The 25574-nt window shown below is 48.8% G+C and carries 19 protein-coding genes; 15 read left to right on the top strand and 4 right to left on the bottom strand.

The features are described from left to right. Window positions 1-79: 79 nt before the first annotated feature. Complete coding sequence (locus ACSR9A_RS27395; protein WP_473761232.1) at window positions 80-856, bottom strand: arylamine N-acetyltransferase family protein; 777 nt, start codon at window positions 854-856, stop codon at window positions 80-82. A 225-nt stretch (window positions 857-1081) separates the two neighbouring features. Here ACSR9A_RS27395 and ACSR9A_RS27390 point away from each other — a divergent pair, with 225 nt between their 5' ends. Further along, window positions 1082-1981, top strand: a complete 900-nt coding sequence (locus ACSR9A_RS27390; protein WP_473761230.1) for a LysR substrate-binding domain-containing protein — start codon at window positions 1082-1084, stop codon at window positions 1979-1981. A 104-nt stretch (window positions 1982-2085) separates the two neighbouring features. Here the strand turns inward: ACSR9A_RS27390 and ACSR9A_RS27385 are convergent, their stop codons facing one another. After that, window positions 2086-3075 carry an aldo/keto reductase family protein gene (locus ACSR9A_RS27385; protein WP_473761228.1) on the bottom strand — a complete coding sequence of 330 codons (990 nt, stop codon included), beginning with the start codon at window positions 3073-3075 and terminating at the stop codon, window positions 2086-2088. A gap of 201 nt (window positions 3076-3276) precedes the next feature. Between ACSR9A_RS27385 and ACSR9A_RS27380 the strand changes: the two genes are divergently transcribed. The 7 genes from ACSR9A_RS27380 to ACSR9A_RS27350 all read left to right on the top strand — a co-directional run bounded on the left by ACSR9A_RS27380 (window position 3277) and on the right by ACSR9A_RS27350 (window position 12861). After that, a complete protein-coding gene (locus tag ACSR9A_RS27380) occupies window positions 3277-5928 on the top strand; it encodes a winged helix-turn-helix domain-containing protein (protein WP_473761226.1) in 2652 nt (883 codons plus the stop codon). 32 nt (window positions 5929-5960) lie between these two features. Next, the gene (locus ACSR9A_RS27375; protein WP_473761224.1) at window positions 5961-6779 is read left to right on the top strand and encodes a helix-turn-helix transcriptional regulator; all 819 of its coding nucleotides are present in this window, start codon (window positions 5961-5963) and stop codon (window positions 6777-6779) included. A 119-nt stretch (window positions 6780-6898) separates the two neighbouring features. Then, on the top strand, window positions 6899-7852 hold the full coding sequence (locus tag ACSR9A_RS27370; protein ID WP_473761222.1) for an aldo/keto reductase: 954 nt from the start codon (window positions 6899-6901) through the stop codon (window positions 7850-7852). A 220-nt stretch (window positions 7853-8072) separates the two neighbouring features. Further along, window positions 8073-8984: an NAD(P)-dependent alcohol dehydrogenase gene (locus ACSR9A_RS27365; protein WP_473761272.1), complete on the top strand. Its 912-nt coding sequence runs from the start codon at window positions 8073-8075 to the stop codon at window positions 8982-8984. Between the two features lie 99 nt (window positions 8985-9083). Beyond that, a complete protein-coding gene (locus tag ACSR9A_RS27360; protein WP_473761221.1) occupies window positions 9084-10700 on the top strand; it encodes a helix-turn-helix domain-containing protein in 1617 nt (538 codons plus the stop codon). 122 nt (window positions 10701-10822) lie between these two features. After that, the gene (locus ACSR9A_RS27355) at window positions 10823-11812 is read left to right on the top strand and encodes an ABC transporter substrate-binding protein (protein ID WP_473761219.1); all 990 of its coding nucleotides are present in this window, start codon (window positions 10823-10825) and stop codon (window positions 11810-11812) included. After that, window positions 11809-12861, top strand: coding sequence for an NAD(P)/FAD-dependent oxidoreductase (locus ACSR9A_RS27350; RefSeq protein ID WP_473761217.1), 1053 nt, complete (start codon window positions 11809-11811; stop codon window positions 12859-12861). The genes ACSR9A_RS27355 and ACSR9A_RS27350 overlap by 4 nt, the downstream gene beginning before the upstream one ends. Window positions 12862-13037: 176 nt before the next feature. Here the strand turns inward: ACSR9A_RS27350 and ACSR9A_RS27345 are convergent, their stop codons facing one another. Together ACSR9A_RS27345 and ACSR9A_RS27340 are read right to left on the bottom strand one after the other, a co-directional pair. Next, window positions 13038-14498 (bottom strand): MFS transporter, encoded by a 1461-nt coding sequence (locus ACSR9A_RS27345; protein WP_473761216.1) that lies wholly within the window; start codon window positions 14496-14498, stop codon window positions 13038-13040. 128 nt (window positions 14499-14626) lie between these two features. Then, complete coding sequence (locus ACSR9A_RS27340; RefSeq protein WP_473761215.1) at window positions 14627-14971, bottom strand: ribosomal protein L7/L12; 345 nt, start codon at window positions 14969-14971, stop codon at window positions 14627-14629. A 393-nt stretch (window positions 14972-15364) separates the two neighbouring features. Here ACSR9A_RS27340 and ACSR9A_RS27335 point away from each other — a divergent pair, with 393 nt between their 5' ends. From ACSR9A_RS27335 to ACSR9A_RS27305, 7 genes are all read left to right on the top strand, one after another. Next, complete coding sequence (locus tag ACSR9A_RS27335; protein ID WP_473761213.1) at window positions 15365-18811, top strand: S-layer homology domain-containing protein; 3447 nt, start codon at window positions 15365-15367, stop codon at window positions 18809-18811. 319 nt (window positions 18812-19130) lie between these two features. Continuing rightward, window positions 19131-20795 carry an AAA family ATPase gene (locus ACSR9A_RS27330; protein WP_473761212.1) on the top strand — a complete coding sequence of 555 codons (1665 nt, stop codon included), beginning with the start codon at window positions 19131-19133 and terminating at the stop codon, window positions 20793-20795. Window positions 20796-20822: 27 nt separating this feature from the next. Further along, window positions 20823-21047, top strand: a complete 225-nt coding sequence (locus ACSR9A_RS27325; RefSeq protein WP_473761210.1) for a DUF2997 domain-containing protein — start codon at window positions 20823-20825, stop codon at window positions 21045-21047. A 12-nt stretch (window positions 21048-21059) separates the two neighbouring features. Then, complete coding sequence (locus tag ACSR9A_RS27320) at window positions 21060-21806, top strand: hypothetical protein (RefSeq protein WP_473761209.1); 747 nt, start codon at window positions 21060-21062, stop codon at window positions 21804-21806. Window positions 21807-21811: 5 nt separating this feature from the next. After that, window positions 21812-22816 (top strand): helix-hairpin-helix domain-containing protein, encoded by a 1005-nt coding sequence (locus tag ACSR9A_RS27315; protein WP_473761208.1) that lies wholly within the window; start codon window positions 21812-21814, stop codon window positions 22814-22816. Between the two features lie 79 nt (window positions 22817-22895). Continuing rightward, window positions 22896-23486 carry a 4Fe-4S single cluster domain-containing protein gene (locus ACSR9A_RS27310; protein ID WP_473761207.1) on the top strand — a complete coding sequence of 197 codons (591 nt, stop codon included), beginning with the start codon at window positions 22896-22898 and terminating at the stop codon, window positions 23484-23486. A gap of 227 nt (window positions 23487-23713) precedes the next feature. Continuing rightward, on the top strand, window positions 23714-25369 hold the full coding sequence (locus tag ACSR9A_RS27305) for a helix-turn-helix domain-containing protein (RefSeq protein WP_473761205.1): 1656 nt from the start codon (window positions 23714-23716) through the stop codon (window positions 25367-25369). Window positions 25370-25574: the final 205 nt, after the last annotated feature.

Raw genomic sequence — 25574 nt, 5'->3', positions numbered from 1 at the left:
AACAATAAATCATTTCTTCTCAATGGATACACCTGGCGCAGCACGATTCCATCACGCTCAAGCTCGCGTAGCTCATATTCTACATTCCAAAATACTGCTTCAGCAGCCTTTCGTAACTCTCCATATCGATTTGCTCTTTTGTTAAGACGCCATCCTTCCATACCGTAAAGGATGTATTTGTTAAAGTTACGCTCCCATCATCTGTTATTTGTGTAATTAACGGATGCTTATTAAATCGGGATTCCGGATGCTCGAATACGATTTTGCGAATGGCATTGCATTCCGTTAGGTCGGTCAGCTGCTTTTGAGAATCGAAGGCGTAGCCGATTTTCCAATCGGTATCCTTATGCATGAGCTTCATCTCAAAAATGTAGTCTCCGTGCTCGCTGTCTTCTTTTTTAATGCGAAATTGTCCATTGCTCGACGTTACCGTTTCGCCTGATAAAGGAACAGGCTTTAAGGGCAAATTTCCTCCAAAGCCCGAATCCAGCAGATAGGTTTGCCCTTCGTGAGTGAGCAGAATCGTTAAATGCGTTCTTCCTAGCGTGAAATAGGCTTGTGTATCATGATTGTAGACAACCCCGCGCGTTAGAACAGCGTTAAAGCCATTTTCGATTAAAAAAAGGTAAAGAAGCGCGTTTATTTCATAGCAAAGCCCGCCTTCTTGATCCCTCAATATTTTTTGAACGATATATTCTTTAGAAACAACAGCAGCGGTCTTGCTAATGATATTAAAATTTTCAAAAGGCACGGTTTTTGCCGTTCTCTCGAGTACATCGGTTAAGCGATCGAAAGGGATAGCTTCGCTTTCAGCGAGACCTACTCTTTTGCGAAATAAAGCGTTAAGTTCATTCATCGTCCATGCCTCCAAAAGATTTCTCAAGCGCTGGCGCAGCTTGGAAGTGGGGGATTATGTTCACGAGCCTTAATCCGTTATTTGAAGGATAAACCTAAATCGCGGCCAGAACAATATGGAATGCTGCAAACTGTATGAATACAGTATTTCTGGATTCGCATTGTGCCGGGAATGTCCCTATACTTATAGATTAATAGACGGGTTAGAGCAGAGGAGGGAAAGCAGATGGATATTCGTAAACTGCAATACTTTATTGCAGTAGCGGAGGAGCTTCATTTCAGTCGTGCCGCACAAAAGTTGAATATGACGCAGCCGCCGTTAAGCCAGCAAATGAAGGAGCTGGAAGAGGAAATCGGCGTAAAGCTGCTGGAACGCAATAAGAGACAGGTCCGACTTACGCCAGCGGGAGCCGTCTTTTTAGAGGAAGCCAAAATGATTTTAGCCCAATTAGAGCAGTCTATTAAAACGACCCAGCTGACCAGCCAAGGCATTATCGGACAGCTAGTCATTGGTTTTGTGGATTCAGCGGCGGGAGATAGCTTGGTGCATATATTGAAAGTGTTCAGGAGCCAATACCCGAGAATCAAGCTTACTTTGCGCGAAATGACGTCCGCTGAGCAATGGCTGGCACTGCGTGACGGAACGATTCATATCGGGTTTCTGCGTTTTATCGAACCGGCTCAGCATATTAGCTATCGTACGCTAGCAAGCGAGTCGCTTGTTGCCGTATTGCCTGAAGAGCATCCATTAGCGAAGCTTCCGGAAATTACTATCCGTGCCTTGGAATTAGAGCCATTTATTTTGTTTCCGCGACAGCTCGGCGCTGCTTTTTATGATTTGATTCATGAATTTTGTGCAAAACATGGCGTTTATCCGAATGTTGTACAGGAAGCTACTCAGATGTACACGATCGTCAATTTAGTGGCTGCGAATTTGGGCATTTCCATCGTTCCGTCTTCTGTTTCTGTCTTTCAGCGCAGTGGTGTCGTATACCGCTCCTTCAAGGAAAGTGTGCCGCCGATTCCCCTCTATACCGCTTGGAGAACCGACGTGAACAAGGCTGCCTTATCGGCCTTTCATCGAACGATGGAAGAAGTGGCCCCGATACAGCATGAATCGATATAAGTGGAACAAAAGGTTAGAAAACGGTAGCAAGGAACTCGCTTTGAGGATGCTCACTCCACCAAAAGAATTTATCTGAGCTAATGGCAAAATATGATTAAAGGAAGTCAACCCGTTTTTGACGGATCGCGCTCAATTAGCCCCTCTAGTATCGCGTTGATTTGTTTGAGTAAATCAGGGGCTAGACGAATGCCGGCGGCCTTGACGTTTTCTTTGATCTGTCCCGGATTCGATGCTCCAATAATCGCGGCGGATACTTGTGGATTTTGCAGCACCCAAGCGATGGCAAGCTGCGGCAATGTCAGTCCGGCTTCTTGTGCAGTAGTGGCGAGCTTGGAAACCGCCTGTAATACTTCAGTGCTCAGCCATTGACCTGCTAATTTATCGAAAAAGGGAGCACCCGCCGATGTCGCTGCACGCGAACCTTGCGGCAATGGCTCACCCGGTGAATATTTCCCCGTAAGAATGCCTTGGGCAAGAGGAGACCAGACGACCTGTCCAATGCCTTCCCGTTCGCAGGCTTGAACGACTTCCGCTTCGATAACGCGCCATAACATGGAATATTGGGGCTGGCTGGCCACCAATGGTACGCGCAGCTCCCTAGCGAGTGCAGCACCTTTGCTAATTTGCTCGGCTGTCCACTCGCTGACGCCTACATATAACACTTTGCCTTGGCGCACCAAGTCCGAAAAAGCAAGAAACGTCTCTTCAAGCGATACTTCCGGATCAAAGCGATGGGCGTAATAGACATCGATGTAATCCGTCTGCAAACGGTTTAGAGAAGCGTTACAAGCCTCCATCATATGTTTACGGGACAGTCCTCTGTCGTTAGGGCCCGTTCCTGTCGGATGGTACACCTTGGTGCATAGCTCGATGCTTTCTCGGCGAATGCCTTTCAGAGCTTGCCCGAGTACCGTTTCCGCCCTCGTCTCCGAATAAACATCCGCTGTGTCAAACGTTGTAATTCCCGCATCCCATGCGGCATGAACACAGGCGCTAGCCGTCTCATTATCTACTTGCGCTCCATGAGTGATCCAGTTTCCTAAAGCCATTTCACTTACGACTAGGCCGCTTGCGCCTAATTTTCGATAGTTCATTTTTCATGCCTCCTTTACATCATGCTGCAATCGTAGCAGACCTGAATAAATAGGTGAAATATGACTTTCCCTTGCTTTTGATTCGAAAAAAATATAACAGGATCGTTGCGTTCCAGCAGGAGCAGCTTACGGGATAGACACAGCAAACATCCATCATCTAATGGATTGACGACGCAGGAATGTGATTATTATAATTGAGCTATGATAACCCCAATAATAGCTACAAAATTATATATTCCTGCGCTGCGCTCTAATGCCGTGCTGCGCCCCCGCCTCATTAAACGGTTGAATCAAGGCCTGCACCGCAAGCTGACGGTCATCTCAGCCGCTGCCGGCTTTGGCAAAACAACGCTGGCAAGCGAATGGATTAGAAGCTGCGGAAGGCCTGCATGCTGGCTGTCGCTGGATGAAGGCGACGACGATCCGGCCGCTTTTATGATTTATTTGCATGCTGCTTTAATGACGGCTGCGCCAAATGTTGGCGTCGGCATGCTAAAGCTGCTCCAAGCTCCCAAGCCTCCGCCAATTGCAACGCTGATTAAGGCGCTGCTGAGTGAAATTGCCTCGATAACTCACCCCTTCCTTGTTGTACTTGATGATTTTCACGTGATAGAAAATAAATCGATTCATCAGGCTGTTACTCTACTTATTGAACATTTGCCGCCACAGATGCATCTTGTCATCGTTGCTCGTGAGCTTCAGCAGCTGCCCTTGACCCAGCTTCGTGTCCGGGATCAATTAACCGAGGTGCGAGCTGCAGATTTGCGGTTTACGCTATCGGAGGCAGCTGAGTTTTTTGAACAGGTTATGAGTCTGAGCCTGACGACTGAGCATGTTGCGATGCTCGAGGAACGAACAGAAGGCTGGATTGCAGGGATGCAGCTCGCGGGGCTGTCGATGCAGGGCAACGGCGATACAGCCAGCTTTATCCGCTCATTTACAGGCAGCCATATATTTGTGCTGGATTATTTGGTAGAAGAAGTGCTGCAGAAGCAGCCTGCTGACATTCAGGCTTTTTTGCTGAGAACCTCCATGCTCGACCGTTTTTGCGGTCCGCTTTGTGATGCCGTGCTTCACTTAGAAAACGGGCAAGCGACTTTAGAATATTTGGAACGGGCGAATTTGTTTATTGTTCCGCTCGACAATGAGCGTCGGTGGTATCGCTACCATCATCTGTTTGGTGATTTGCTGCGGCAGCGGCTTGCCCAAAAGCAGCGAGTGAGCTCTTCCTTGGATGCGGCAGGCGAGGGCCTAAATGAATGGCATCGACGTGCGAGCCAGTGGTATGAGCAGCATGGCTTTGTGCTGGAAGCCTTTCACCATGCAGCAGCCGCGCAGGATATTGAAGGTGCCGCCAGACTGCTGGAGGGAGAAGGTGTCTCCCTTATTTTTCGAGGGATGGTAGCACCTGCGCTGAAATGGCTGAATTCGCTGCCGGAAAAGGAGCTTAAGGCACGTCCTTCGCTATTCGTGCTCCATGCTTCGGCGCTGCTGATGGCAGGACAAATAAGCGGTGTTGAGCAGAAGCTGCTAGCTGCTGAACAACTTCTACAAGCGGATGCTTGCCAAGATATGAATACTCGGGATTTAATCGGCCATACAGCATCGATCCGCGCTACGCTAGCGTTGAGCAAGCATCAGCCAGACATGATTTTAGCTCAGTCGCGGCGTGCGCTGGAGTATTTGCACCCAGATAACCATCCTGTTCGCACAGCTACCATTTGGACGCTCGGATATGCGCATCAGCTTCAGGGAGACAATGACGCTGCGGGCATAGCTTATGCCGAAGCTTTGGCAAGCAGCGAGCGAATCGGGCATGTCATCATTTCGTTTATGGCGGCTATAGGTCTTGCTAGCATACAAGAAGCGGATAACCTGCTTGTTACAGCGGCCGAAACTTATCATTACGCACTAAAGCTTGCAGGGGAGCCGCCGCTGCCCGCAGCAGGTGTTGCCTATTTGGGCTTGGCCCGCATTTATTACCAACGAAATGAACTGAATGCCGCTGAGCAGTATGCTCAAATAGCACTCCCCCTTTCGCAGCAGTTGGAACAGACAGACCGTGCCATTGAGGTGAAGGTGTTTCTTGCACGCTTAATGCTGGCGAGAGGAGACATAAGCGGCGCGGCCGTGCTGCTGGCGAAGGCGGAGCATGTCGCACGCCAGCAGCAGCATGTTTTGCAAATGCCGGCCATTGCAGAAGCACAGGTGCTATTGCTGCTTCGCCAAGGCAGCACTGAAGCGGCCGCGCGGCTAGCGGCAAAAAATGAGCTTGCGATCAGCGGGGCGAAATGTGAATTAGCGCAAGGAAATCCAGCCGCTGCGCTTGCGATTTTGGAGCAATGGCGGGAGCGCGCGGAAGCAAAAGGGTTGCCTTATGGACGGCTTCAGGCATGTGTGGCACAAGCCGTCGCATGGTATGAATCCGGCGATAAGGACAAAGCCACGGTCATGTTAAGCGAAGCGCTGGTGCTTGCTGAGCCTGGCGGCATCATTCGCATTTTTGTAGATGAAGGACTGCCGATACGCAAGCTGCTGCGGGAAATCGTTGCCCGAGAAGCAGGGGCGAGCTATCGAGCACAGGTGCTGGCTGCATGTGAAGCCGGGGAGCAAGCGAAGCCTCGGCTTCATCAAGCCACTGAGCCGCTGATTGAGCCATTAACCGGAAGAGAGCTTGAGGTGCTGCAGTTGATTGAGCAAGGGCTCTCGAACCGTCAAATTAGCGAGCAGTTACATCTGGCCCTAAGCTCAGTCAAAGGCCATAACCGAAACATATTCGACAAGCTGCAGGTCAAGCGGCGAACTGAAGCAGTAGCCCGCGCCCGCGAGTTAGGACTATTTGAGGTAGAATAGCTGTAACCATTTTACTAGAAAAGAGGTAAACGATGTCTAATGCAACGAGCAAAGCCAAAACACTCGGTCATTATTTGAAGTCGCGGCGCGACCGGATTTTGCCCGAGCAGGCGGGCTTTAGCGAAACACATAATCGGCGCAGAACGCAGGGACTTCGGCGGGAGGAAGTGGCGATGCTCGCTGGTGTCAGCACCACTTATTATACGTGGCTGGAGCAAGGACGGGACGTTACAGCGTCCAAGGAAATCATCGAAAGTATAGGAAGAGCACTTCAGCTTACCTCGGACGAGGAAACCTATTTGATGGAGCTGTGGAATCCCCATGTGCCGGAAGCCGTTTCCTCGCTGACTACGACGCTTAATCCGCAGTGGCAGGATATTATTGGACAGCTGTCGTATCCGTCCTTTATTAGCAATGAGAAAACGCAGGTGCTTGCTTGGAATGAGGCGGCAAGCGTTACGATTGCGGATTTTGCATCATGGCCAGACTCGGAGCGTATTATGCTCCGCTTGATGTTTTTGGATGAAGGCTTTCGACGCCGCTTGGTCAACTGGGAGGAGTTCGCACGCTTCTCAGTGGCTGTGTTTCGAACCTATTATGACAAACATCAAGGCGACCCGTGGTTTAAACAGCTAATAGCGGAGTTGCTGGAGGAGAGTAAGCTGTTTGAGGAGATGTGGGAGGAACACCATATTCAGCTCAAAAAAGCAAAACGTGTTACGATCCAGACGCCGGGCGCAAAATCTCCGATAACCTATGATATCCTTTCGATTGCCAGCATTGCTGATCAGCCTGGACTATTCATGTGTATTTATGCGCCGATTGTGCCAGCTTCCCTTACGTCAACCTAGTATTAATCTTACTAGCATAATCCTACTGTGGTTGCCTCTACTCAGGTTAATTACAATGAGAGCATGTCAAGTCACTCATGCTGTTCATTATGACGAAGAAAAGAGGTTATCGACCGATTATGCAAACAAGAAAACTGGGAAGCGAAGGGCTTGAGGTATCCGCCCTGGGCCTTGGTACGATGATGATGCCGGATAATGAGGAATCGGTAAATACGATTTTGGGAGCACTGGAGCTTGGGGTAACTCTTTTTGACACAGCGGATATTTACGGGCAGTTCGAGCAGCAGCGCTTCGGCGGCAATGAGAAGCTGGTTGGCCGGGCGCTCAAAGGGCGGCGTGATGAGGCTATCATTGCAACCAAGTTTGGGATTACCCATACGCATGGTCCCAAGGGAGATCCGGCTTATATAAAAAAATCCGTGGATGCGAGTCTGTATCAGCTCGGCATTGATTATATCGATCTCTATTATCAGCATCGCGTAGATCCAAATACCCCAATTGAAGAGACGGTGGGTACGATGTCTGAGCTGGTCAAGGAGGGCAAAATCCGTTATATTGGCTTGTCGGAAGCGCCGCCTGAGCTCATTGCCCGTGCCCATGCTGTACATCCCATTACGGCAGTGGAAACGGAATATTCGCTTTGGAGCAGAGAGGTAGAAGGCGAAATACTGCCGCTCGTTAAGGAGCTCGGCATTGGATTTGTTCCTTATAGTCCTCTCGGCCGCGGCTTTCTGACCGGACAAATAAAAAGCCTGGCCGACTTGCCTGAAGGCGATTATCGCCACCACTATCCACGCTTTCAGGGCGACAACTTCGCCAAAAATGTGGAGGTGGTTGCGCTGATTGAGAAGCTGGCTGCGGAAAAAGGCTGCGCTCCGTCCCAACTCGCGCTTGCATGGCTTCTAGCGCAAGGGGAGCATATTGTGCCGATACCGGGCACGAAGCGGCTCGATCGCGTGAAGGAGAACCAAGGTGCCCTTCATGTTTCCTTGTCGGCCGCTGAGCTTGCGGAAATTGAACGCATTTCGCCAAAAGACATCGCCGCTGGCGGCCGTTTTCCCGGTCAAACGTAACGCTGGCTCAGCCGCACCGCAGTACGTGAGCAACCCCTCGAAAGCCCTCGATCTCATTCGAGGGCTTTTTGTCTTTTGGCGATAAGGCGTTCAAGTCACCCAGCGTTATTTTCACAACCATACTTAAGTAGCTACCTGTCAGGCTCCGCTGCACCTATACTTATGGCAAAAGAATGCGCGGGAGGATGTCTATATGGAACCATTAAACGCTACGAAAACGATGAAAGCTGTATTTTGCACAAAGTATGGAGCACCGGAGGTTTTACAAGTCAAAGAAGTGAATAAACCGGCTCCGCAGGACGATGAAATTTTAATCAAGGTGTATGCGACCTCTGTTACATCAGGGGATTGCCGAGTTCGCGGCTTTAAAAGTCCGTTTTTATATCGGCTCCCCATGCGGCTCTTCCTTGGAATAACGCGACCAAGACAGCCGATTTTAGGCGTGGAGCTTGCCGGAGAGGTTGAAGCGGTTGGCAAGAACGTGACAAAATTCAATATCGGCGATACCGTGTATGCATTCACAGGTATGCGTTTTGGCGCCCATGCGGAATATGTCTGTCTCTCGGAAATGGACCTAGTCACGCATAAGCCAGCCAACATTTCTTATGAGGAAGCTGCTGCTGTCCTATTTGGCGGATCGACGGCGCTGCATTTTTTTCGCAAGGGGCATTTGCAAAGCGGTCAAAAGGTGCTGATTTATGGTGCTTCCGGAGCGGTAGGTACGTCCGCAGTCCAGCTTGCCAAGCATTTTGGAGCCGAAGTGACAGCAGTATGCAGCACCGCTAATGTGGAATGGGTGCGGGCACTCGGCGCAGATTACGTCATTGATTATGCGTTGCAGGATTTTACAAAAACAGGCGAGCGTTACGATATCATCCTCGATGCGGTGGGCAAAACCTCTAAGACGCATGCCAGAAAAGCGCTGGCGCCGAATGGCAAATTCGTATCGGTAGAAGGTCAGGGAGTTGCGAGGGTGCGTGTGGAGGATTTGCTGTTTCTGAAGGAATTAATCGAAGACGGTGAGCTCAAAGGCGTAGTCGACCGGAGCTACCCGCTGGAGCAAATCGCCGAGGCGCATCGCTATGTGGATCAAGGACATAAAAAAGGCAATGTGGTCATCGCTATGCAGTAGGCGGAGAAAATGGACTAAGCGAGCTAAGCGCGGCAAGGCAGTTGTTTTACTTCCCTATTCCTTGTACATTGGTTAAAAAGGAAGGGGAGGGCTATGGCTATGGAATCCGAGCAAAATGTGCTATATGCGTTTAAATCCATTCAACAGCTGGCTTGCGGTCCGAGCCAGCCCGAGCACTTATTCCAAACCCATTTTCATTGGATGCTGATTGGCATGGCAGGGGCTGGAGCTGTGAGCATGGAGCATGGCCGAATGGAGCTGGCCCCAGGCACGGCTATTTTAGGCAATCCGGGGGATTGCATTTTGCAAGCCGAAACTAAAAATGGAGACTGCCGTGTCTTTTTTATAGAGTTTATGCCCCTTTCTATTAGGATGTCGGTGCAGGATGGCAGCTTAGTGGAGGCCGGCGCCGTTTATTTGCAAATGCGCAAGCATGCTTCCAATGCAAGCGAGCTTATTGCACTGGCAGAGCAGCTGTTTTCGACTGCAATCACGCATCCTGAAGTGCCACAGCGCAGCTTAACGGCACACACGCTCATTCAGCAGATGATGCTTTGGTGGGAAAGAGATCATCAAGTGGGCCTTGATCGGCGCTGGACAACCGAGCAGTCGGTTTTGGCTGCTTTGCGTTTTATGGAGTCGCATTACACCGAAGCGCTGACGAGAGAGCAATTAGCTGAAAAAGCCGGAATTTCCAGCACCTATTTCTCTGTATTATGCAAAAAAGTGTCGGGACTCAGCCCTTCTGATTATTTGGAGCGGCTTCGCGTGCATCGCGTGTCTGAGCTGCTGCTGCGAGAGCACGGGCAAAAAAGCAAGCTTGATGAATTGGCGCATCGTTCCGGCTTCCGTGATGCCTGGTATATGAGCAAGCGATTTCGCAAGGTGCAAGGGATGAGCCCGACAATGTACAAGCAAGCTTTTGTTCCAGAGCGTATAGCTTCCCTTGAGTATCCCTATACCTACCATTTCATTGCCCTCGGGGTTATGCCCTGCATCGCCCGTTTCAGCAGCAGCAGCCATGAAGTTATCCCGCCCGACGTTCGCGTTAAGGTGACGGAGCTGCCTATACTTGCCTCGATCGAAAGCCAGAAAAAATGGCTGGAAATAAGCAAGCCCCAGCTCATTGTGACCAGCAGCATGGAGAGCGTGCAGGAGAGATTTCGCTCGCTGGCGCCAGTTGTTCATATTCCTTGGCTAACGTTGAGCTGGCGGGAGCATTTGAAATGGATTGCACGCCTGGTTGCAAAGGAAGCCGCAGCAATTCGTTATATCGAGTCATTGGATCAGCAGGCCGAGCTGCTTCGCGAAAAGCTGCTCGGCAGGGTTGCTCCAGGTATGACGGTCAGCCTGTTCAAGATCGAAAATAACCGCTGCTACTTATATGGTATAAGGGATGCCGGATGCATTTTTTATGAATTTCTCCGCCTGCTGCCGCATCCGGTCATTCAGCAGCGTTTGGCCCAAAATCCTAACTTTCACAGCATGGAAATCTCGATGCGGCAAATGGCCGATTTTGCTGGCGATATCAATTTTATTATTTTGGTGCCCGATGTGGGCGAGCAAAATGATTTGCTGCGAATGAATGAGCATTGGCGGCAGTTTGAACTGAAAAATGAGAGACCGGTTATTTATTTGGATTACCGCGAGTGGCTGCACTATGATCCCGTTCATATCGCCGATCAACTCACGAAAGTGATGCCATTGTTTCAATGAGCAGCATACTCGTTAACAATATGACCAACAGCTTTTAATAATCGGATATAGCGATTCTCCTTATTCCTCCTTATAATTAAGAATGATTATCGATATCACAAACATAGAGGGGAATATGAGAGATGCGCACAAAAATGATTTTCATCGCCAGCCTGCTGGTGATTATGATGGCAGTATCGGCATGTGGACAGAGCGGGGTGGCTAATCAGAGCAATCCTGCACAAACGGCGGAGACGGCGGCTCCAGTAGAAGAAGCGCAAACCCGCAAGGTGGCCACCGTAAATGGCGAGGTGGAAATACCCGTTAACCCGCAGCGGGTTGTAGCAACCTATTATCTTGGCGAATTGGCAGCACTCGGCATTAAGCCCGTTGGTGCAGTGGAACGCCAGCTTGGAGAAGCAAGTCCTAATCTGGCTCCGTATTCGGAAGGAATTACGGGCATAGGCGATTTTCCGCCGAATTTGGAAGCCATTGCCGCGTTGGAGCCAGATTTAATTATCGCAACGGATTTTGACAATATTGCATATGCGGATTATTCCAAAATTGCTCCTACTATCGTCATCCCATGGAGTACCGATGATGTGGCAACGAAGCTGCGCGTGATTGCCTCATTTTTGGACAAGGATGCCGAGGCAGAGGCCTATATTCAGGAAATGGACGCCAAGGCGGCTAAGGCAAGAGAGGCGATAAAGGATGATATTTCTAAAGAGGAAACAGTAGCCATTGTCCGCTTTTTTGGCAAATCCATTCGAGTATATGGCGGACGCGATATTGGTTATGCTCTGTATCACAGCTTGGAATTGACGCCAACGCCGCTGATCAAACAAGCGATGGAACAAAATCCAAACTTCACGAGCACGGAGGATGTATCACTGGAGAAAATCCCTGAATATGCAGCAGATCGTATTTTTGTACTAGTGTCCGATGAAGAGGCCGACAGCCAGTATAATGAATTGCAGAAATCAGCCATCTGGGCTAATCTTCCGGCTGTGAAAAATAACAAAGTATACAAAATTCAAGCTGACAAATGGTTTGCTTATGACCCTATCTCAATAAACGTCGCAGTAGAGGATGCTGTTCGCATATTGACTGGGGAAGGCGATAAAAAATGACAAAGGAACTGGAGTTATATGATGTCACGATTATCGGCGGCGGGCCGGCAGGCTTGTATGCCTCATTTTATAGTGGAATGCGGGATATGAAGACGAAGCTGATTGAGGCGAAGGGGGAGCTTGGCGGAAGGCTGCTGATTTACCCGGAAAAAATGATTTGGGATGTCGGCGGGCTGAAGCCTACCCGTTGCGAGCAATTGATTGCTCAGCTTATCGAGCAAGCACAAACCTTTGATCCAACCATTGTGCTCGGCCAGCAAATTACGAATCTCGAGCGGCTGGAAGACGGGACGATGATCGTTACTTCGGACACGGGGGAACAGCATCATACGCGTACGCTTATTTTGGCGCTTGGGTATGGAGTAGCGAAAGTGGCAAAGCTGGAACTGGAAGGCGTGAGTCGCTTCGAGGTGACGAATTTGCACTATACGGTGACGGATTTGCAAAGCTTTCAAGGCAAACGCGTGCTGCTCTCCGGTGGCGGCGATACAGCGGTGGATTGGGCGATGGAGCTTGAGTCTATTGCTGCCAGCGTTACAGTGGTACACCGGCGCGAGCGTCTCGGCGGACATGAGAAAAATGCGAGATACGTAGAGGAGTCCTCCATTCATGTATTCAAGCCATTTGCTATTGCGCAGCTGCATGGCCATGGGGATGCGATTGAAGCGGTCACTATCGCACGTGCAGATGCAAATGGCGAGCTGACGGAGGATACGCAGCGCTTAGAAGTCGATGCTGTCATCGTCAATCATGGCCAGCTCAGCGATTTTGGACCCATTGTAGACTGGGGCCTGGATATGGGGCAATGGAGCATTGCGGTCGACGAGAAAATGGGGACGAATTTGCCCGGCATTTTTGCAGCGGGAGATACTGCGAGCTTTCCAAATAAGCTGTATTTAATTGCTGGAGCTTTTAATGATGCGGCGATTGCAGTCAATGGAGCAAAGCTTTATTTGGAGCCGAAGGCGCCTTCTATGGCCTATGTTTCTTCGCATAACGCAAAGTTTAATGAGCGGAATAAAGCGCTTCTGAATAAAGAGTGCGATTAGAATATAAGGAACGAATATAAAAAATCGTATGCTCACAGTGGGAGGAACACATCCCTTTTGTGAGCATACGATTTTTTTGAATATAAGCCGATGATAAGTTTCACCCTCGAAACGGAAGCTTTGCCGCCAAAGGACGGCTACAGCCGTTTACGCTTGGTGCAGACTCTGTTCCGCCGCTAGTAGCTCAACGCACGATCTTTTTTGCCACTCAACGCAACAAAAGCGGCAAAAAGCAGCAGGACGGCTCCTGTGAACATAAATCCTTGAAGGGTGCCAAAGGGCAGCCAGCCCAGCAAGGAAGATCCGACCACGACTCCTAAGGAGAAGCAGGCGTAGAAGTAGCCGTACGCTTTTCCGCGCAGTTCTGCTGGCGTGGCTCTAATAAGCATTGTGTTTATCGATGGAAACAGGAAGGCGAAGCCTACTCCGTATAGGCCGAGCACGCTATAAAGCGTTAGTGTCGTCGTTGATTGGCTAATGAGCAGCTGGCTTATTCCCATTAAACCAATGCCTAGCGCCATCGTGATGGACGGGGCAACGCGGTCAAAAATACGGTTGGTCGGAAGCACAAAGATAAGTACCGCAATGATGCCGAATGTGCTCATTAATGTGCCGCTTAATCTTGAATCATAGCCTAAGGACTGCACATGCAAAGGCAGCAAGTAAGCGATGACGCCTTGGGAGAACATGAGGAAAAAGGCGCCGCCATACGCTTTGATCACTCCAGCATTCCAAACCGAGCCTGATAACGGAACCGGAGCCTCGCCCTTCTCTTTCTTCGGAATTTTGTATTTGCTAAGAAAAATGGCCGACAAAATTGCAAGAGCAAAGCCAAGTACAGCTACGCATGTAAAAACGAAGGGCACGGACGTTTTGCTAGCCATGATGCCGCTGAAAGCCGGGCCGATAATAGCCGCTAGCCCAACAAAGGTACCGGTAAAGGCGACTTTTTTCCCCTGCTGATCATTGATCGTCGTATTGGCAGAAAAGGTGAAGGCTGCAGGAACAATTAAGCCGGCGACAAAGCCGTGAATAATTCGAACGATGATCAGGAATAAGGGTTCTTCTACAAAATGATAGAGCAGCAGCGCACAGCTGGATAACACGAGCCCGGCCATTAATAGCTTGAAGGGCCCAATCCGATCCGTCATAATGCCCGATAAAATGTTGCCGAGCGTATTGGATAACGAATACAGCCCAATGACGAAGCCTACAATAAACGAGCTGGCTCCGACGGAGGCCGCAAATGTGCTCATGACTGGAAGCTGGGAAAATAAATCGAAGAAGGAAAAAAACACAATGCTGTATACGAGCGCGGCGTAGTTAAACGTCCGTAAGCTGTAATTAGCCTGGACCTTCTTCAGTTTCCAGTCGAGCACAAAGTTGCCGAATGGCACAAAAGCGGCGATGACGGCTGCGGCAGACCATAGCAGGCTCCACTTCACCCGAATGGCGGCATAAAGGATAGCAGCTGCATATAAACAGAAAATCCCCCCGTGAACGCTTCCTACTATCGTGACGGCTTTATCGAACCCCCAAATATATTTCAAGGGCATGGCGATGCCTAGCAATACTAATAAAGAAAAACCATCTAACAAACCTGTCATACGTAAAAAATAGATTGGATGTGACCGCACTTGTCATACTCCTCATTTATATATTGAACGGAATACTCTATTCTACCACTTTAGGAGGGCAGTAAAATAGGATAGTCACTAAAGATTCAAAATTGGAAAAGAGGGGACGAAGCTGGAAATGAAGCGGATCAATATTGCCTCCGCTCCAAATCATCGACATAATCTTTGGCTTCCTTGAGGCCGACATTGTGTACTTCCCGGTATTCCTTGATTGCCTGAATTCTTTTTCCTGCGGAAATCAGCATAAGCAAGCGTTCATCTATATTTGCAGCGGGACTAACAGGGGGAATAGATGGAGATAATGGGGGCCTTGTCAGGTTTGGCCGCGGTAAATCTGCCATCCCCTCCCGGCTGTTCGACCTTTGAAGCTCTAATTTGATTTCATTAAGCTGCCTTTGCAGGCTGACTATTTTTAGTAGAAGCAAGAGTGACAGGATTAAGGCGCTGACAGCGATTATTTCCACAGTCTCCACTTGAAATCCCTCCTTCTCATATGATTATTCATTATAGCACAACATATGAATGCTCTTTTTAGTAGCAGGATATGACGCAAGGACAGCGACATGACTGGGAGGAGCGCTTCAGTCATGTCGCTGTTTCTATTGAGGTGGAAGTCGATATTCAGGAGTTTGGCACGAGAGGAACGAAGCGAAATTAGAACGTGTTGAAGACTAGGAGAATATAGTCGACAGCGCGGTATTTACATTGCAAGGAATAAAATGAAAAAATATAATTACCCCTCTTACTTTATGGTAGAATTGTCGATAATAATATAATATAGCTTGGTATAATGGTACATAAAGAGCATCAGAATCTATCATTATTTTGAGTGATAAGCTATAGCGATATAATCGAGGGGGATTTTTGTGAAAAGATGGCTTGCTGCAATGATGGTTTTCATTTTATTTGTATATCCGATGCTGCTGCCTCCAAAGGCATATGCAGCCGGCACGATGTTCACATCCGTTGCTTCACAACTGAGCACGACGATGGCACTGGATGCAAACGGCCAAATCTGGGCGTGGGGCAGCAACATTTCTGGTCAATTTGGAGACGGGACAAACGTTTCCACGCGTACTCCCAAAAAGATTACGGTCATGGATAATGGGGCACCTGTGACGTTCAAGGAAGTGAAGCCAGGCTTTAACTCTGCCCTTGCCTTGGACACGGGCGGCCAGTTGTGGTCAACAGGAGATAATGGAAATGGTCAATTGGGACTTGGCGCTGGGACTGCGAGTACGATGGTCTGGACAAAGGTTGAAGTGATGGACGGCGGTACGGCTGTCACCTTTAAGAAAATCGCCTCCTTGCGCTTTACTTCGCTTGCTTTGGACAGCGATGGAACGCTTTGGATATGGGGCTTTAGAACGTCGACGCCTGATCCTTATGTCCCTACTAAAAAGGAATTGACGGACGGCAACGGAGACCCTGTCGTATTTGAAACGCTGGAGGGAAATGAGGAGAACGGAATCGCAATCGATTCGACGCAGCATATTTGGGAGATTTTCCATGTCCAGTACATGCCCGCGAGATTATCGGTGATGGATGGCGCGGTGGAAGCCGAATTTCAATCCATCGCAGCTGGAGCAGGCTTTGGTACGGGTACGTTTCTGATGCTTGCTATCGACAGCATCGGCAGCGTATGGACCTGGGGAGGAAACGATCAAGGGCAGCTTGGTGATGGACAAATCTCCGGCGATAGATGGTTCCCAGAGAAAAATCCGGTGCTAGACAACGGGACCCCGGTCAAGTTCGCACAAGTTTCAGGAGGCAACAAGCATGTTTTGGCACTCGATGAAAACGGTGATATGTGGACATGGGGAATGAATGCAGCAGGGCAGCTTGGAGACGGCACGACAATCAATTCTGCTCCGCAAAAGGTAGCTGTGTCGGATAACGGAACGTCTATTCAATTTGTCTCTCTAACTGCTGGCTTTGATGTATCATATGGTCTTGATCAGGACGGCCGCTTATGGTCGTGGGGAAACCAAAATATGCTTGGTGATGGGGGAAATGGCACCGGGTCGCAAGCAACGCCTGAAAAAATATTTTTGCAGCCTACGGTAACGCTGCAAACGTCGGTAGCATCGTCAACCTATCTCCAGCCCATTACTTTGACCGCTTCCCTTACCGGTGATCTCGACATTCCGACAGGGAACGTTGAGTTCAGAGACGGGGGCTTGCCGCTCGGCTCCTCTTCACTTGCTGCGAACGGAACGGCAACCTTAACGGTTTCGTCACTGCAGCCGAGAACTCATAATTTCACTGTACATTATGCAGGTGATGACTATTATCTAGCGAGAACAACGAATAATTTGGCCTTTCAGGTGACGATGCCAGATGCGCCGGTTATTTCTATAATTCCATCAACGACCGCACAGACGAATGATCCGGTAACGCTGAACGTGACCACTTCTACCTACGGCATTGGAAATTCGCTGTACAGCTTGAAATGGCTGCCGGGCGATCATAATGCTTCCGCATTTGCGGGTGCTGGAACCGACATATTGGCTTCCGGAAGCTTTGATGTAGCCATCAATGGCAGCTATACGGTGTATGCCAAGGATTTAGCGGGCAATGAAACGGTGAAAAAAATAGAAGTAGTGAACATTGTTCCACTACCAAATGACAGCCTCATCAGTCCAGTGGTTGCCAGCTTCGATAAATATACGGGAGCGGCGGCGAATGCTGATGTATCAACGGGGCTGACACTGAACGGCAACACGCTTAGCAGCGTTGCTAACGGCGCAGCGGCGCTCGCTCAAGGAACGGATTATACCGTAACAGGCAGCACAGTAACGATTTTGAAATCATACATGATGACGCAGCCTGTTGGTACAACGAGCCTGACGTTTACGTTTAGTGGAGGAGCAGCTCAGACGCTGACGATAACGGTAGGTGATTCTACGCCAAGCCCGACGCCGACACCGACACCGACACCGACACCGAGTGCAACACCAAGTCCTACTCCTACGGCAACACCGATTTCGTCACCAAATCCAGCTTCGACTTCTTCTAATGTACAGCCTAACTATCAAATTATAACGGATTCGTCAGGCAGAGTTGTGGTCATCGTTGATCCTACTTTACTGGTAACCGAGAAGAAACCGGATGGAACGAATGTTCAAAAGCTAATGGTCCCGGAAAGTATTTTGAATCAGGCTGCTGGCCAGTTAAAGGACACAGCAAGACCGATTATTATATTTAGAATCGACAATAAGGAAAGCGCCGTTCAGGTGCAGCTTCCGGCTTCATCGCTTGCGGCTATTGGGAAGTCTTTCCCGAATGCTGTCATCGAGGTCGAATTAAAAGGCTCCAGCATGCAGCTTACGGCTAGCGTACTTGATTTGGAGAAGCTGGCGAAGCGGCTTGGCGTTTCCGTATCCGATTTGAAAATTAATTCGACGATGGAGCAAGTCAGCGATACTGTGCGCAATGAGCTTGTACGGGTAGGAAATGACAAAGGGTTCAGTCTGCTAGGCAGCGTCGTTGATTTCAAAGTAACGGCTGAGGCGAACGGGCAAACTATTGATATTGGCGATTTTGGTGGGACGTATATGGTTCAAGCCATTGTGATTGATCAGGCAGTTGCGGGAGATTTGGTTTTTGCCGTTCATTATGATCCTGCGACTAAACAGGTTTCATATATTCCAACCCAATTGGGCGCAAGAAACGATGGCAGCAAGCAGGCCGTCATGAGAACTCCTCATCATAGCATTTATGCTGTAATCAGGAAGGATAATCCTTCTTTTGCCGATATGCAAGAGCACTGGGCGAAAGCAGAGGTTGAGCAGCTTGCTGCGAGGTTCATTGTAAACGGTATTTCCGATGAGCGTTTTGCACCAAATGACAGCATTACGCGGGCTGAATTTGCTTCCTTACTAGTGCGTTCAATGGGGATATCTTTAGAGCATGACTCCGCGTATCAAGGTTTTACAGATATAGCCTCGACTGTATGGTACGCTTCTGCGGTAGAAGCAGCAGTGAGAGCGGGGCTTGTTCAGGGACTAACCTCAGAACGCTTTGGACCTAATGAGCAGATCAGCCGGGAACAGATGGCGGTTATGCTTGCCAGAGCATTGACAATTGTCTCCAAAGACAGAACTGAGCCAGTAGATAGCGGGACTGAGGCTGCATTTACCGATCAGGATCAGATATCTCCATGGGCCGAGGCCGCAGTTGCCGAGACAGCTAAAGCTGGAATTATTACCGGAATGGCAGGCCAAACATTCGCGCCTAAAGACTTTGCAACTAGAGCGCAGGCGGCAGTGATGCTGAATCGTTTTTTGCAAGCAGTAGGATTTATTGGCTAGGACGATTCTAAAACGTTTCAGAATAACGACTAGGCAAAGGCACCTGTAACTTACAGGTGTTTTTTGTTGTTTTTTGACTTTTCATAGCTGCCTGGAAAGCGAAATAACGAACTGAAACACCAAATAGGGCAGGAAACAAGCCGAATTATGTCGAACTTTTTAAAATATAAGCATGTATAAGTTTTCCACTCATTACTCCGCTTATATTTAACCGCTAAACGTTAGCTTTACCGCCAGAGAACGGCTTTCGGCCGTTTACGCTTGTGTAGAAGGTTTTGTTAAACAAGTATCCTAGTTTCATAGAGGGGCCAATAAACATATGGGAGAAACATCATTATTGGAGTTTAAAAGGCATTTGTCGAATTTGATGCGGGCACGATTTCCGTTTATATACATACCGACATGGGAAGAGGAACGGGCGCTTTCCGTCATAGATTCCGCAGTGAAAAATGAAGCTTTAATTAAAACGGTTCGTAAAGTATTTATATGGAGCATGACCGATGGCCTAGCTGAGGAGGGACAACGTGGCAGGGAGGAATCCAAATCCCCACTCCGGTGTTTGGAAATGATCGAAGCCTCTGAGGAAGCAGCTGTATTTGTACTTAAAGATTTTCATGTCTTTCTTGGAGGCGGGGGTAAGCCGGCAGATCATCAGATCATCCGTAAAATTCGCGATCTCATTCCGGCATTGAAGAGAAGTATAAATCCGAAAAATGTCATTATCCTTAGCCCAACACTCACCCTGCCTTCGGATCTGCAAAAGGAAATAACGATTGTCGATTTTGAATTGCCGACCTTTGTGGAAATGAAAAGCATGCTAATTGAAATGGTCGAGGCTAATCAGGCTAGCGGACGCATCGTCATCGATTTAACGCCGGAGGACGTAGAACGGCTGGCAAAGGCGGCGCTCGGTTTAACACTGCATGAGGCGGAAAATGCTTTTGCTCTGGCCATGGTTGAGGATGGCAAGCTCGATAAGCATGATGTGGAAATTATTTTGGAAGAGAAACGCCAAATTATTAAAAAGTCCGAGATTTTGGAATTTATCAAATCTGATTTGAAAATCGAGGACGTTGGCGGGCTGGAAAATTTAAAGCGCTGGCTGCTGAAGCGCAATAAATCCTGGCTGGATTCGGCCGCAGAATATGGACTGCCTGCACCGAAGGGTGTGCTCATCACAGGCGTGCCTGGCTGTGGAAAAAGCTTGATTGCAAAAGCAATCAGCGCCATGTGGAAGCTGCCGCTGCTGCGACTGGATGTAGGTCAAATATTTAGTGGAATTGTTGGCAGCAGTGAGGAAAACATGCGCAAAGCGATCAAAACGGTCGAGGCGATTTCTCCGTCTATTCTATGGATTGATGAAATTGAAAAGGGTTTTAGCGGCATGACTGGAAGCGGCGACAGCGGGACATCGAATCGAGTATTTGGTACCTTTCTAACCTGGATGCAGGAGAAAACAAAGCCGGTGTTCGTCATTGCCACCGCTAACAACATTCACGCACTGCCCGCAGAAATGCTGCGTAAGGGCCGTTTTGACGAAATTTTTTTCGTGGATATTCCGACTTATAAAGAGCGGAAAGATATTTTCAGGCTGCATATCGTGAAGAGACTTAAATCTCCTAAATCGGTGGGCAAATTTCAGCTAACGGATGAGCATCTTGACCTTTTAGCCAGCATGACCGAGGGGTATGTAGGTGCGGAAGTGGAGCAGATCGTCATTAGCGCGATGTTTGAGGCTTTTTCAGAGGATCGAAGCATTCAGTTTGAAGATTTCAGGAAATCGATTCAAACGATGGTGCCGTTATCGATTACGCAAGCAGAACAAATTCAAGGCATACGCGAATGGGCGAACGTCCGCGCTGTTGCTGCAACACCGCAAGAGGATCGGGAGGAATACAGGCTGGAGCTGGACAAGCCGGAAGCGCCTGCACCGAAGGAAGAGGATGTAAAGCTGAAGCGAGGCGGAAGAGCGATAGATTTCTAAGAACGATAAGATAAGGAGGCTGGCCGAATGTCATCCAAACAAATTCGCGTTCGCATTTACCCCGACGGTAAAATCGAGGCAGACGTATTGGGAATCAAGGGAAAGGGATGCACCGACTACATTAGCATTCTTGAACAGCTGCTCGATGCAGAAACGGTAGATTCCGAATATACAGCCGAATATTATGAGTCGGATCAGGCAGTCATTGAGCAAAAGCAAAACCATTCGACAGAGCAAATTAAAAAGAAATAAGGGGGCATATAGATGTCAGTCTCTCTCTCACTTATCCCTACTACCTTAACGCTGCGGGTTGCAATGGGGAAGGAAAACTTTGAAAACTGGACTGAGTCGATGAAGGTGAAGGAGCCTACCAACTTTCAAAGTGAATTAGAGCTAATGAAAATTGTACGGAAAGCGGGGTATGATACGGAAAAGTCAGGAGGCTTCATTAAAACCTATATCAAGGGGAACAAGAGTCTTTTGTTTTGGGAGAATATGTATGGTAAATGGACTGCTGTGTTTGCAAAATCGGATTCTAGGAAACTGATTGAGTCATTTATGCACAGCATCAATGATGCCGCTGGACGTAACGTGTTTGATTCCACTGTTGTTGGTTATTCCGCGAGGTCCGTCAAGCAATTAGCTCCAGCAACACAGCAGCCCTCATATCCAACAAATTTCCGTGACGGCGAGCTATTGTTCCGTACCCTTAAAGAGTTTGGAGTAAATCCGCTTCGTCAAGACGACGCTATTATTTGCAAGGTGGAGCAATCCGTACTAACCTTTCGTCAGTTCGATGACCATCCCTTTCACGTAGAGATTAAAAACGCCCCAGACTTGCAAAAGATATATGAATATTTATCAGATGTGGATGAGGATTACAAGCGCTGCGTGCAGGATATGGTTTATCAGAAGCTCATGCAGCGTGCGGCTGAAAAAAAGATGACGGTTGAAAGTGAACAGGTGCTGGAGGACAACTCGATTGTGATTACACTGAATGTTGAGAGGTGACCAGCTTGAGAGATATAGACATTAATCATCTGATCGATATTTGTGCAGGGTATTCAGGGGCAAGCTATTATGTAGCGGAAATGATTCCTGAGAAAAAATTAAAGAATGCACGTACTCATATCCCAATTCCGGCTAATGAGTATGTGATCGCACTTATGGATACGACTCTTTTTGGAAGCTGTAAACGAGGTATGGCGATTGGTCTTAATGGCGTGTACTGGAGAAATGATTGGACCGTCAAATCTCATAGATCAAGCTTGAACTGGGAAGAGTTTCTTCATGCCAATATTAAAAAAATAAGCAGGTATGAAATGGAATTTGGCAGGGGAGATATTTTTAGTGTGTTGGGAGGGGCAATCAAACTTGACGATTTATTTCAACTGCTGCAGCGTTTGCAATCCTACATTGGAAGAGAAGTCGATTCTTCTTTATTAACAGGAAGTGAAGTCACTTCCTCCCTACTCTCTGATCCGGGTGAGGTATGGATGGTAGCCGCCGCTGGGCAGCAATACGGACCATATAGTGCTCTCGCACTGAAAAATACAATAGAAGAAAAGCAGCTGCAGCTATCAGAAACGTTCGTATGGAAGCAAGGGATGGCGCAATGGGTACCCCTATTGAAGCATAAGGAGTTAATGGTCTTATTTGTGCCCGTTATGCTTGCTTCGCTGTCCGTAACCATACCTCAAGCTCCAGCTCTGGATATGGACAAAGAAGTAGAACAGGCGCTGGATGCAGGTTCATTATTAAATAGGAATGATGCCTCGGAACGTATCGATATCAACAGAGCGTCGATGGAGCAGCTGCTTGATCTCCCGGCCATTGGCGTTGTAGGTGCGAAACGTATTATGCAGGAACGAGAGCGGAATGGCGGCTTTGAAAACGTAGAGCAATTAGGCCAGCTGCTCGATTTAAAACCGCATCATGTTGAACGTATACGTCCAATGACCATATTTCGCCCTTTGCAGCAACGCACAAGCACAAGTACGGGACGGATTGTGGATTATTAAAGGGAGGAGCAAGTGAAATGGCCGAACATGCTTGGATGCAAAAGAAGCCGGCTGCCGTTAGCCGCTTGGAGCAGCGCTAATGGTGCTGCGCGTTCATCGTTTTCTTCTCTCGACAGCCGTTGAGGGACCCGGTATTCGTGCCTGCCTTCAAGTGCAAGGCTGCCCGATTCATTGTCCTGGCTGTGCTGTACCGTTCACATGGCCGGAAGACGGCGGAATGACGATGGAGGTTGAACAGCTGGCAGCACAAATTTTAAATGGACCCAAGGTAGAGGGGATTACTTTCCTGGGCGGAGAGCCGTTCGAGCAGGCGGGCGAATTAGCGCGACTTGCCCGTATTTTGCGGGCTTCCGGCTTGTCGGTGATGACGTTTACCGGCTATTTATTGGAAAATTTACGGAGTGCAGGCAGGGCGGATTGGCTGGAGCTGCTTGCCGTTACCGACTTGCTCATTGACGGGCCTTTCATGCGGGAACGTCTTGATACGAGCAGGCCGTGGGTTGGCTCGGCCAATCAACGCTACTATTTTCTCACCGATCGCTACATTGACCTCAAAGAAAAATTAACAGACATTCCAAACCGTCTAGAAGTACGCATTACACCGGATGGCAGAGTGATGATTAACGGCTTGGCCGAGCTGAAGGATTTAAGGGCTTTATTGGATTTGTGAGCGACTTTGCAGCTGGCAAATGACAGTCGCTATTAATATGTGCAACCTCTTAACGCTTGGGCTCCCAAGCGTCTATTTGTGTTCAAAGGCATAAAAGCGGCTCCATGCAGCAACTCTTTTTCATCGTATTAATAAATTTTCAATGCTATAGCTATATTTTTATAATATCGGGATAATAGTGGTTAGCATAGGAAATATACAAATCGATCACATGGGGGGCTGCAAGGATGAATCATGTTGAGTCGGAATGGGCGGAGTCCCATTTTCCACTATATACGGCTGCCAGCATTCATTCGCTGTACAGCACTTCAAATATGCCTGTGTATAAAATACACGAGAACGCAGCCTCGCTTCTGGCGATTGCCAGCGGCAAAGGCACGCTCACAATGAATGATCAGACATATGAGCTGACGGAAGGCAGCATAATATTACTCCCTTCACAGAGCCATGCGGCTTTAGTTACTAGCGCGATGCAGCCGCTGCATGCATATAAGCTGGTAATTGGCACAATGGAGCAGCCGCGCTCTTTGCCTACAGGTGCCATCGTACGAAAAAGCGAGGTGGCTGGAGGCGGAAATAGCCTATTTATTCCTCATGCGCCGGCCATTGTCTCGCAAATGGAGGAGCTGTATGTCCATCGGCTGCCTGCACATGAGGCACGCCATATGCAAAATCAAATTCTTTTTCACCAAATATTGCTCTATCTGCTGGAGCAGCAGGACGCCAAATATATAGCGAGCGATAAACCGTCAATGGAGCGGAGCATCACTTATTTGGAAACCCATTTTAATGAAAAAATAACGCGGGAGCAGCTGGCCGCAATGGCTGGCGTCAGTCCGTCCCATTATTCGACCTTGTTTAAGCAGCTTAACGGCTTTTCTCCTAATGAATATTTGTCGCGGCTGCGCGTTCATCGTGCGAAGGAGCTGCTAATTAGCGGATCGGGCACGCTGCGGGAAATTGCGCTTAAGGTAGGCTACCATGATGAGTTTTATTTGAGCCGACGCTTCAAGCAGCAGACGGGCGCTGCTCCTTCAGGATACAGCCGCGGTTCCTTGCAGCATGTGGCGGTGCTGCTCCATCCCTACGCCAGCCATTTAATGCTGCTTGGGCTGGAGCCTGTTGTTACGATTACGGAAAGCAGCGAATATGTGAGCACCGCAAATATCCAGCCTCCGCAAACGATGCGGTTCATCCATGCCGAGAGCTCGCCTGAACAGGTAAAGTCGGTGCTGCTGGATGCCAATGTTGAGCTGATCATTGCAGCGAAGCAGCATTTGCAGCAGTACGGGTTGAGACCTGAACAGCTGCGGGCGATAGCTCCTGTTATAGAAATTTCGTGGATGGATATCGGGTGGAAGGAGCATTTGCGGCTTATTGCCCAAGCGGTGCAGCGGGAAAGTGTGGCCGAGCAGTGGCTGGAGACGTTTGAGCAGGAGGAGCGGGAAGCGCGTGCTCTCGTTCAGCAAAGCCCTGTCGCGAGCGAGATAGTCACGATATTGGTCATTAAGCCAGAGAGGCTGCTTGTTTATGGCGCACGGAATGTAGGATATGTCATCTATCAATCGCTCGGCCTGCGCCCACCAGCAAGAATAATGGAGGAAATGGATAAGCTGGGAGAGCAATTTCATTCCGTACCAATTGAGCTGACAGAGCTTGCGGATTATGCGGGTGATCGAATCGTAGTCATCGTGTTTCCAGATGAGAAGGGCTCGACGCTCCATGCACAGAGAACCTTCGAATCACCGTATTGGCTGGACCTTCCCGCAGTGAAGCAGAGGAAAGTACATATGCTCGGCAAGGACGAATGGGTGCCGTACAATCCGATTTCCATTCAGCTGCAGCTTGGACGTGCCGTAGCCCTATTTACGGGCAGCGAATAATCCAAGCGATTTTTCAAACAAAAAGGCATGGCTTGGTGCATAGGTGACCTCTATAATGATGAAAGCGAATGCGAATGATTTTCATAATCATAAGGTGAAACGGTCGTCGCCTCCTCAGGCGGAGCGGCGCGTTTCAGTCCGAGAAATATAGAGAAAGGATAGAAAATCATATACATTCCTATATTTTAAAAAGGGAGAGAGTCAT

Source organism: Paenibacillus sp. R-74696 (assembly GCF_055814915.1).
Note: the sequence above shows the minus strand (reverse complement) of the source record. Positions and strands in the feature narration are given on the sequence as shown.

Bases quoted from the DNA above. Each gene is read 5' to 3' on its own strand.
- ACSR9A_RS27355 (WP_473761219.1), top strand. From the start codon at position 10,823: ATGCGCACAAAAATGATTTTCATCGCCAGCCTGCTGGTGATTATGATG.
- ACSR9A_RS27385 (WP_473761228.1), bottom strand. From the start codon at position 3,075: ATGAACTATCGAAAATTAGGCGCAAGCGGCCTAGTCGTAAGTGAAATG.
- ACSR9A_RS27360 (WP_473761221.1), top strand. From the start codon at position 9,084: ATGGAATCCGAGCAAAATGTGCTATATGCGTTTAAATCCATTCAACAG.
- ACSR9A_RS27390 (WP_473761230.1), top strand. From the start codon at position 1,082: ATGGATATTCGTAAACTGCAATACTTTATTGCAGTAGCGGAGGAGCTT.
- ACSR9A_RS27350 (WP_473761217.1), top strand. From the start codon at position 11,809: ATGACAAAGGAACTGGAGTTATATGATGTCACGATTATCGGCGGCGGG.
- ACSR9A_RS27375 (WP_473761224.1), top strand. From the start codon at position 5,961: ATGTCTAATGCAACGAGCAAAGCCAAAACACTCGGTCATTATTTGAAG.
- ACSR9A_RS27310 (WP_473761207.1), top strand. From the start codon at position 22,896: ATGGTGCTGCGCGTTCATCGTTTTCTTCTCTCGACAGCCGTTGAGGGA.
- ACSR9A_RS27395 (WP_473761232.1), bottom strand. From the start codon at position 856: ATGAATGAACTTAACGCTTTATTTCGCAAAAGAGTAGGTCTCGCTGAA.
- ACSR9A_RS27370 (WP_473761222.1), top strand. From the start codon at position 6,899: ATGCAAACAAGAAAACTGGGAAGCGAAGGGCTTGAGGTATCCGCCCTG.
- ACSR9A_RS27380 (WP_473761226.1), top strand. From the start codon at position 3,277: ATGATAACCCCAATAATAGCTACAAAATTATATATTCCTGCGCTGCGC.
- ACSR9A_RS27330 (WP_473761212.1), top strand. From the start codon at position 19,131: ATGGGAGAAACATCATTATTGGAGTTTAAAAGGCATTTGTCGAATTTG.
- ACSR9A_RS27365 (WP_473761272.1), top strand. From the start codon at position 8,073: ATGAAAGCTGTATTTTGCACAAAGTATGGAGCACCGGAGGTTTTACAA.
- ACSR9A_RS27325 (WP_473761210.1), top strand. From the start codon at position 20,823: ATGTCATCCAAACAAATTCGCGTTCGCATTTACCCCGACGGTAAAATC.
- ACSR9A_RS27305 (WP_473761205.1), top strand. From the start codon at position 23,714: ATGAATCATGTTGAGTCGGAATGGGCGGAGTCCCATTTTCCACTATAT.
- ACSR9A_RS27320 (WP_473761209.1), top strand. From the start codon at position 21,060: ATGTCAGTCTCTCTCTCACTTATCCCTACTACCTTAACGCTGCGGGTT.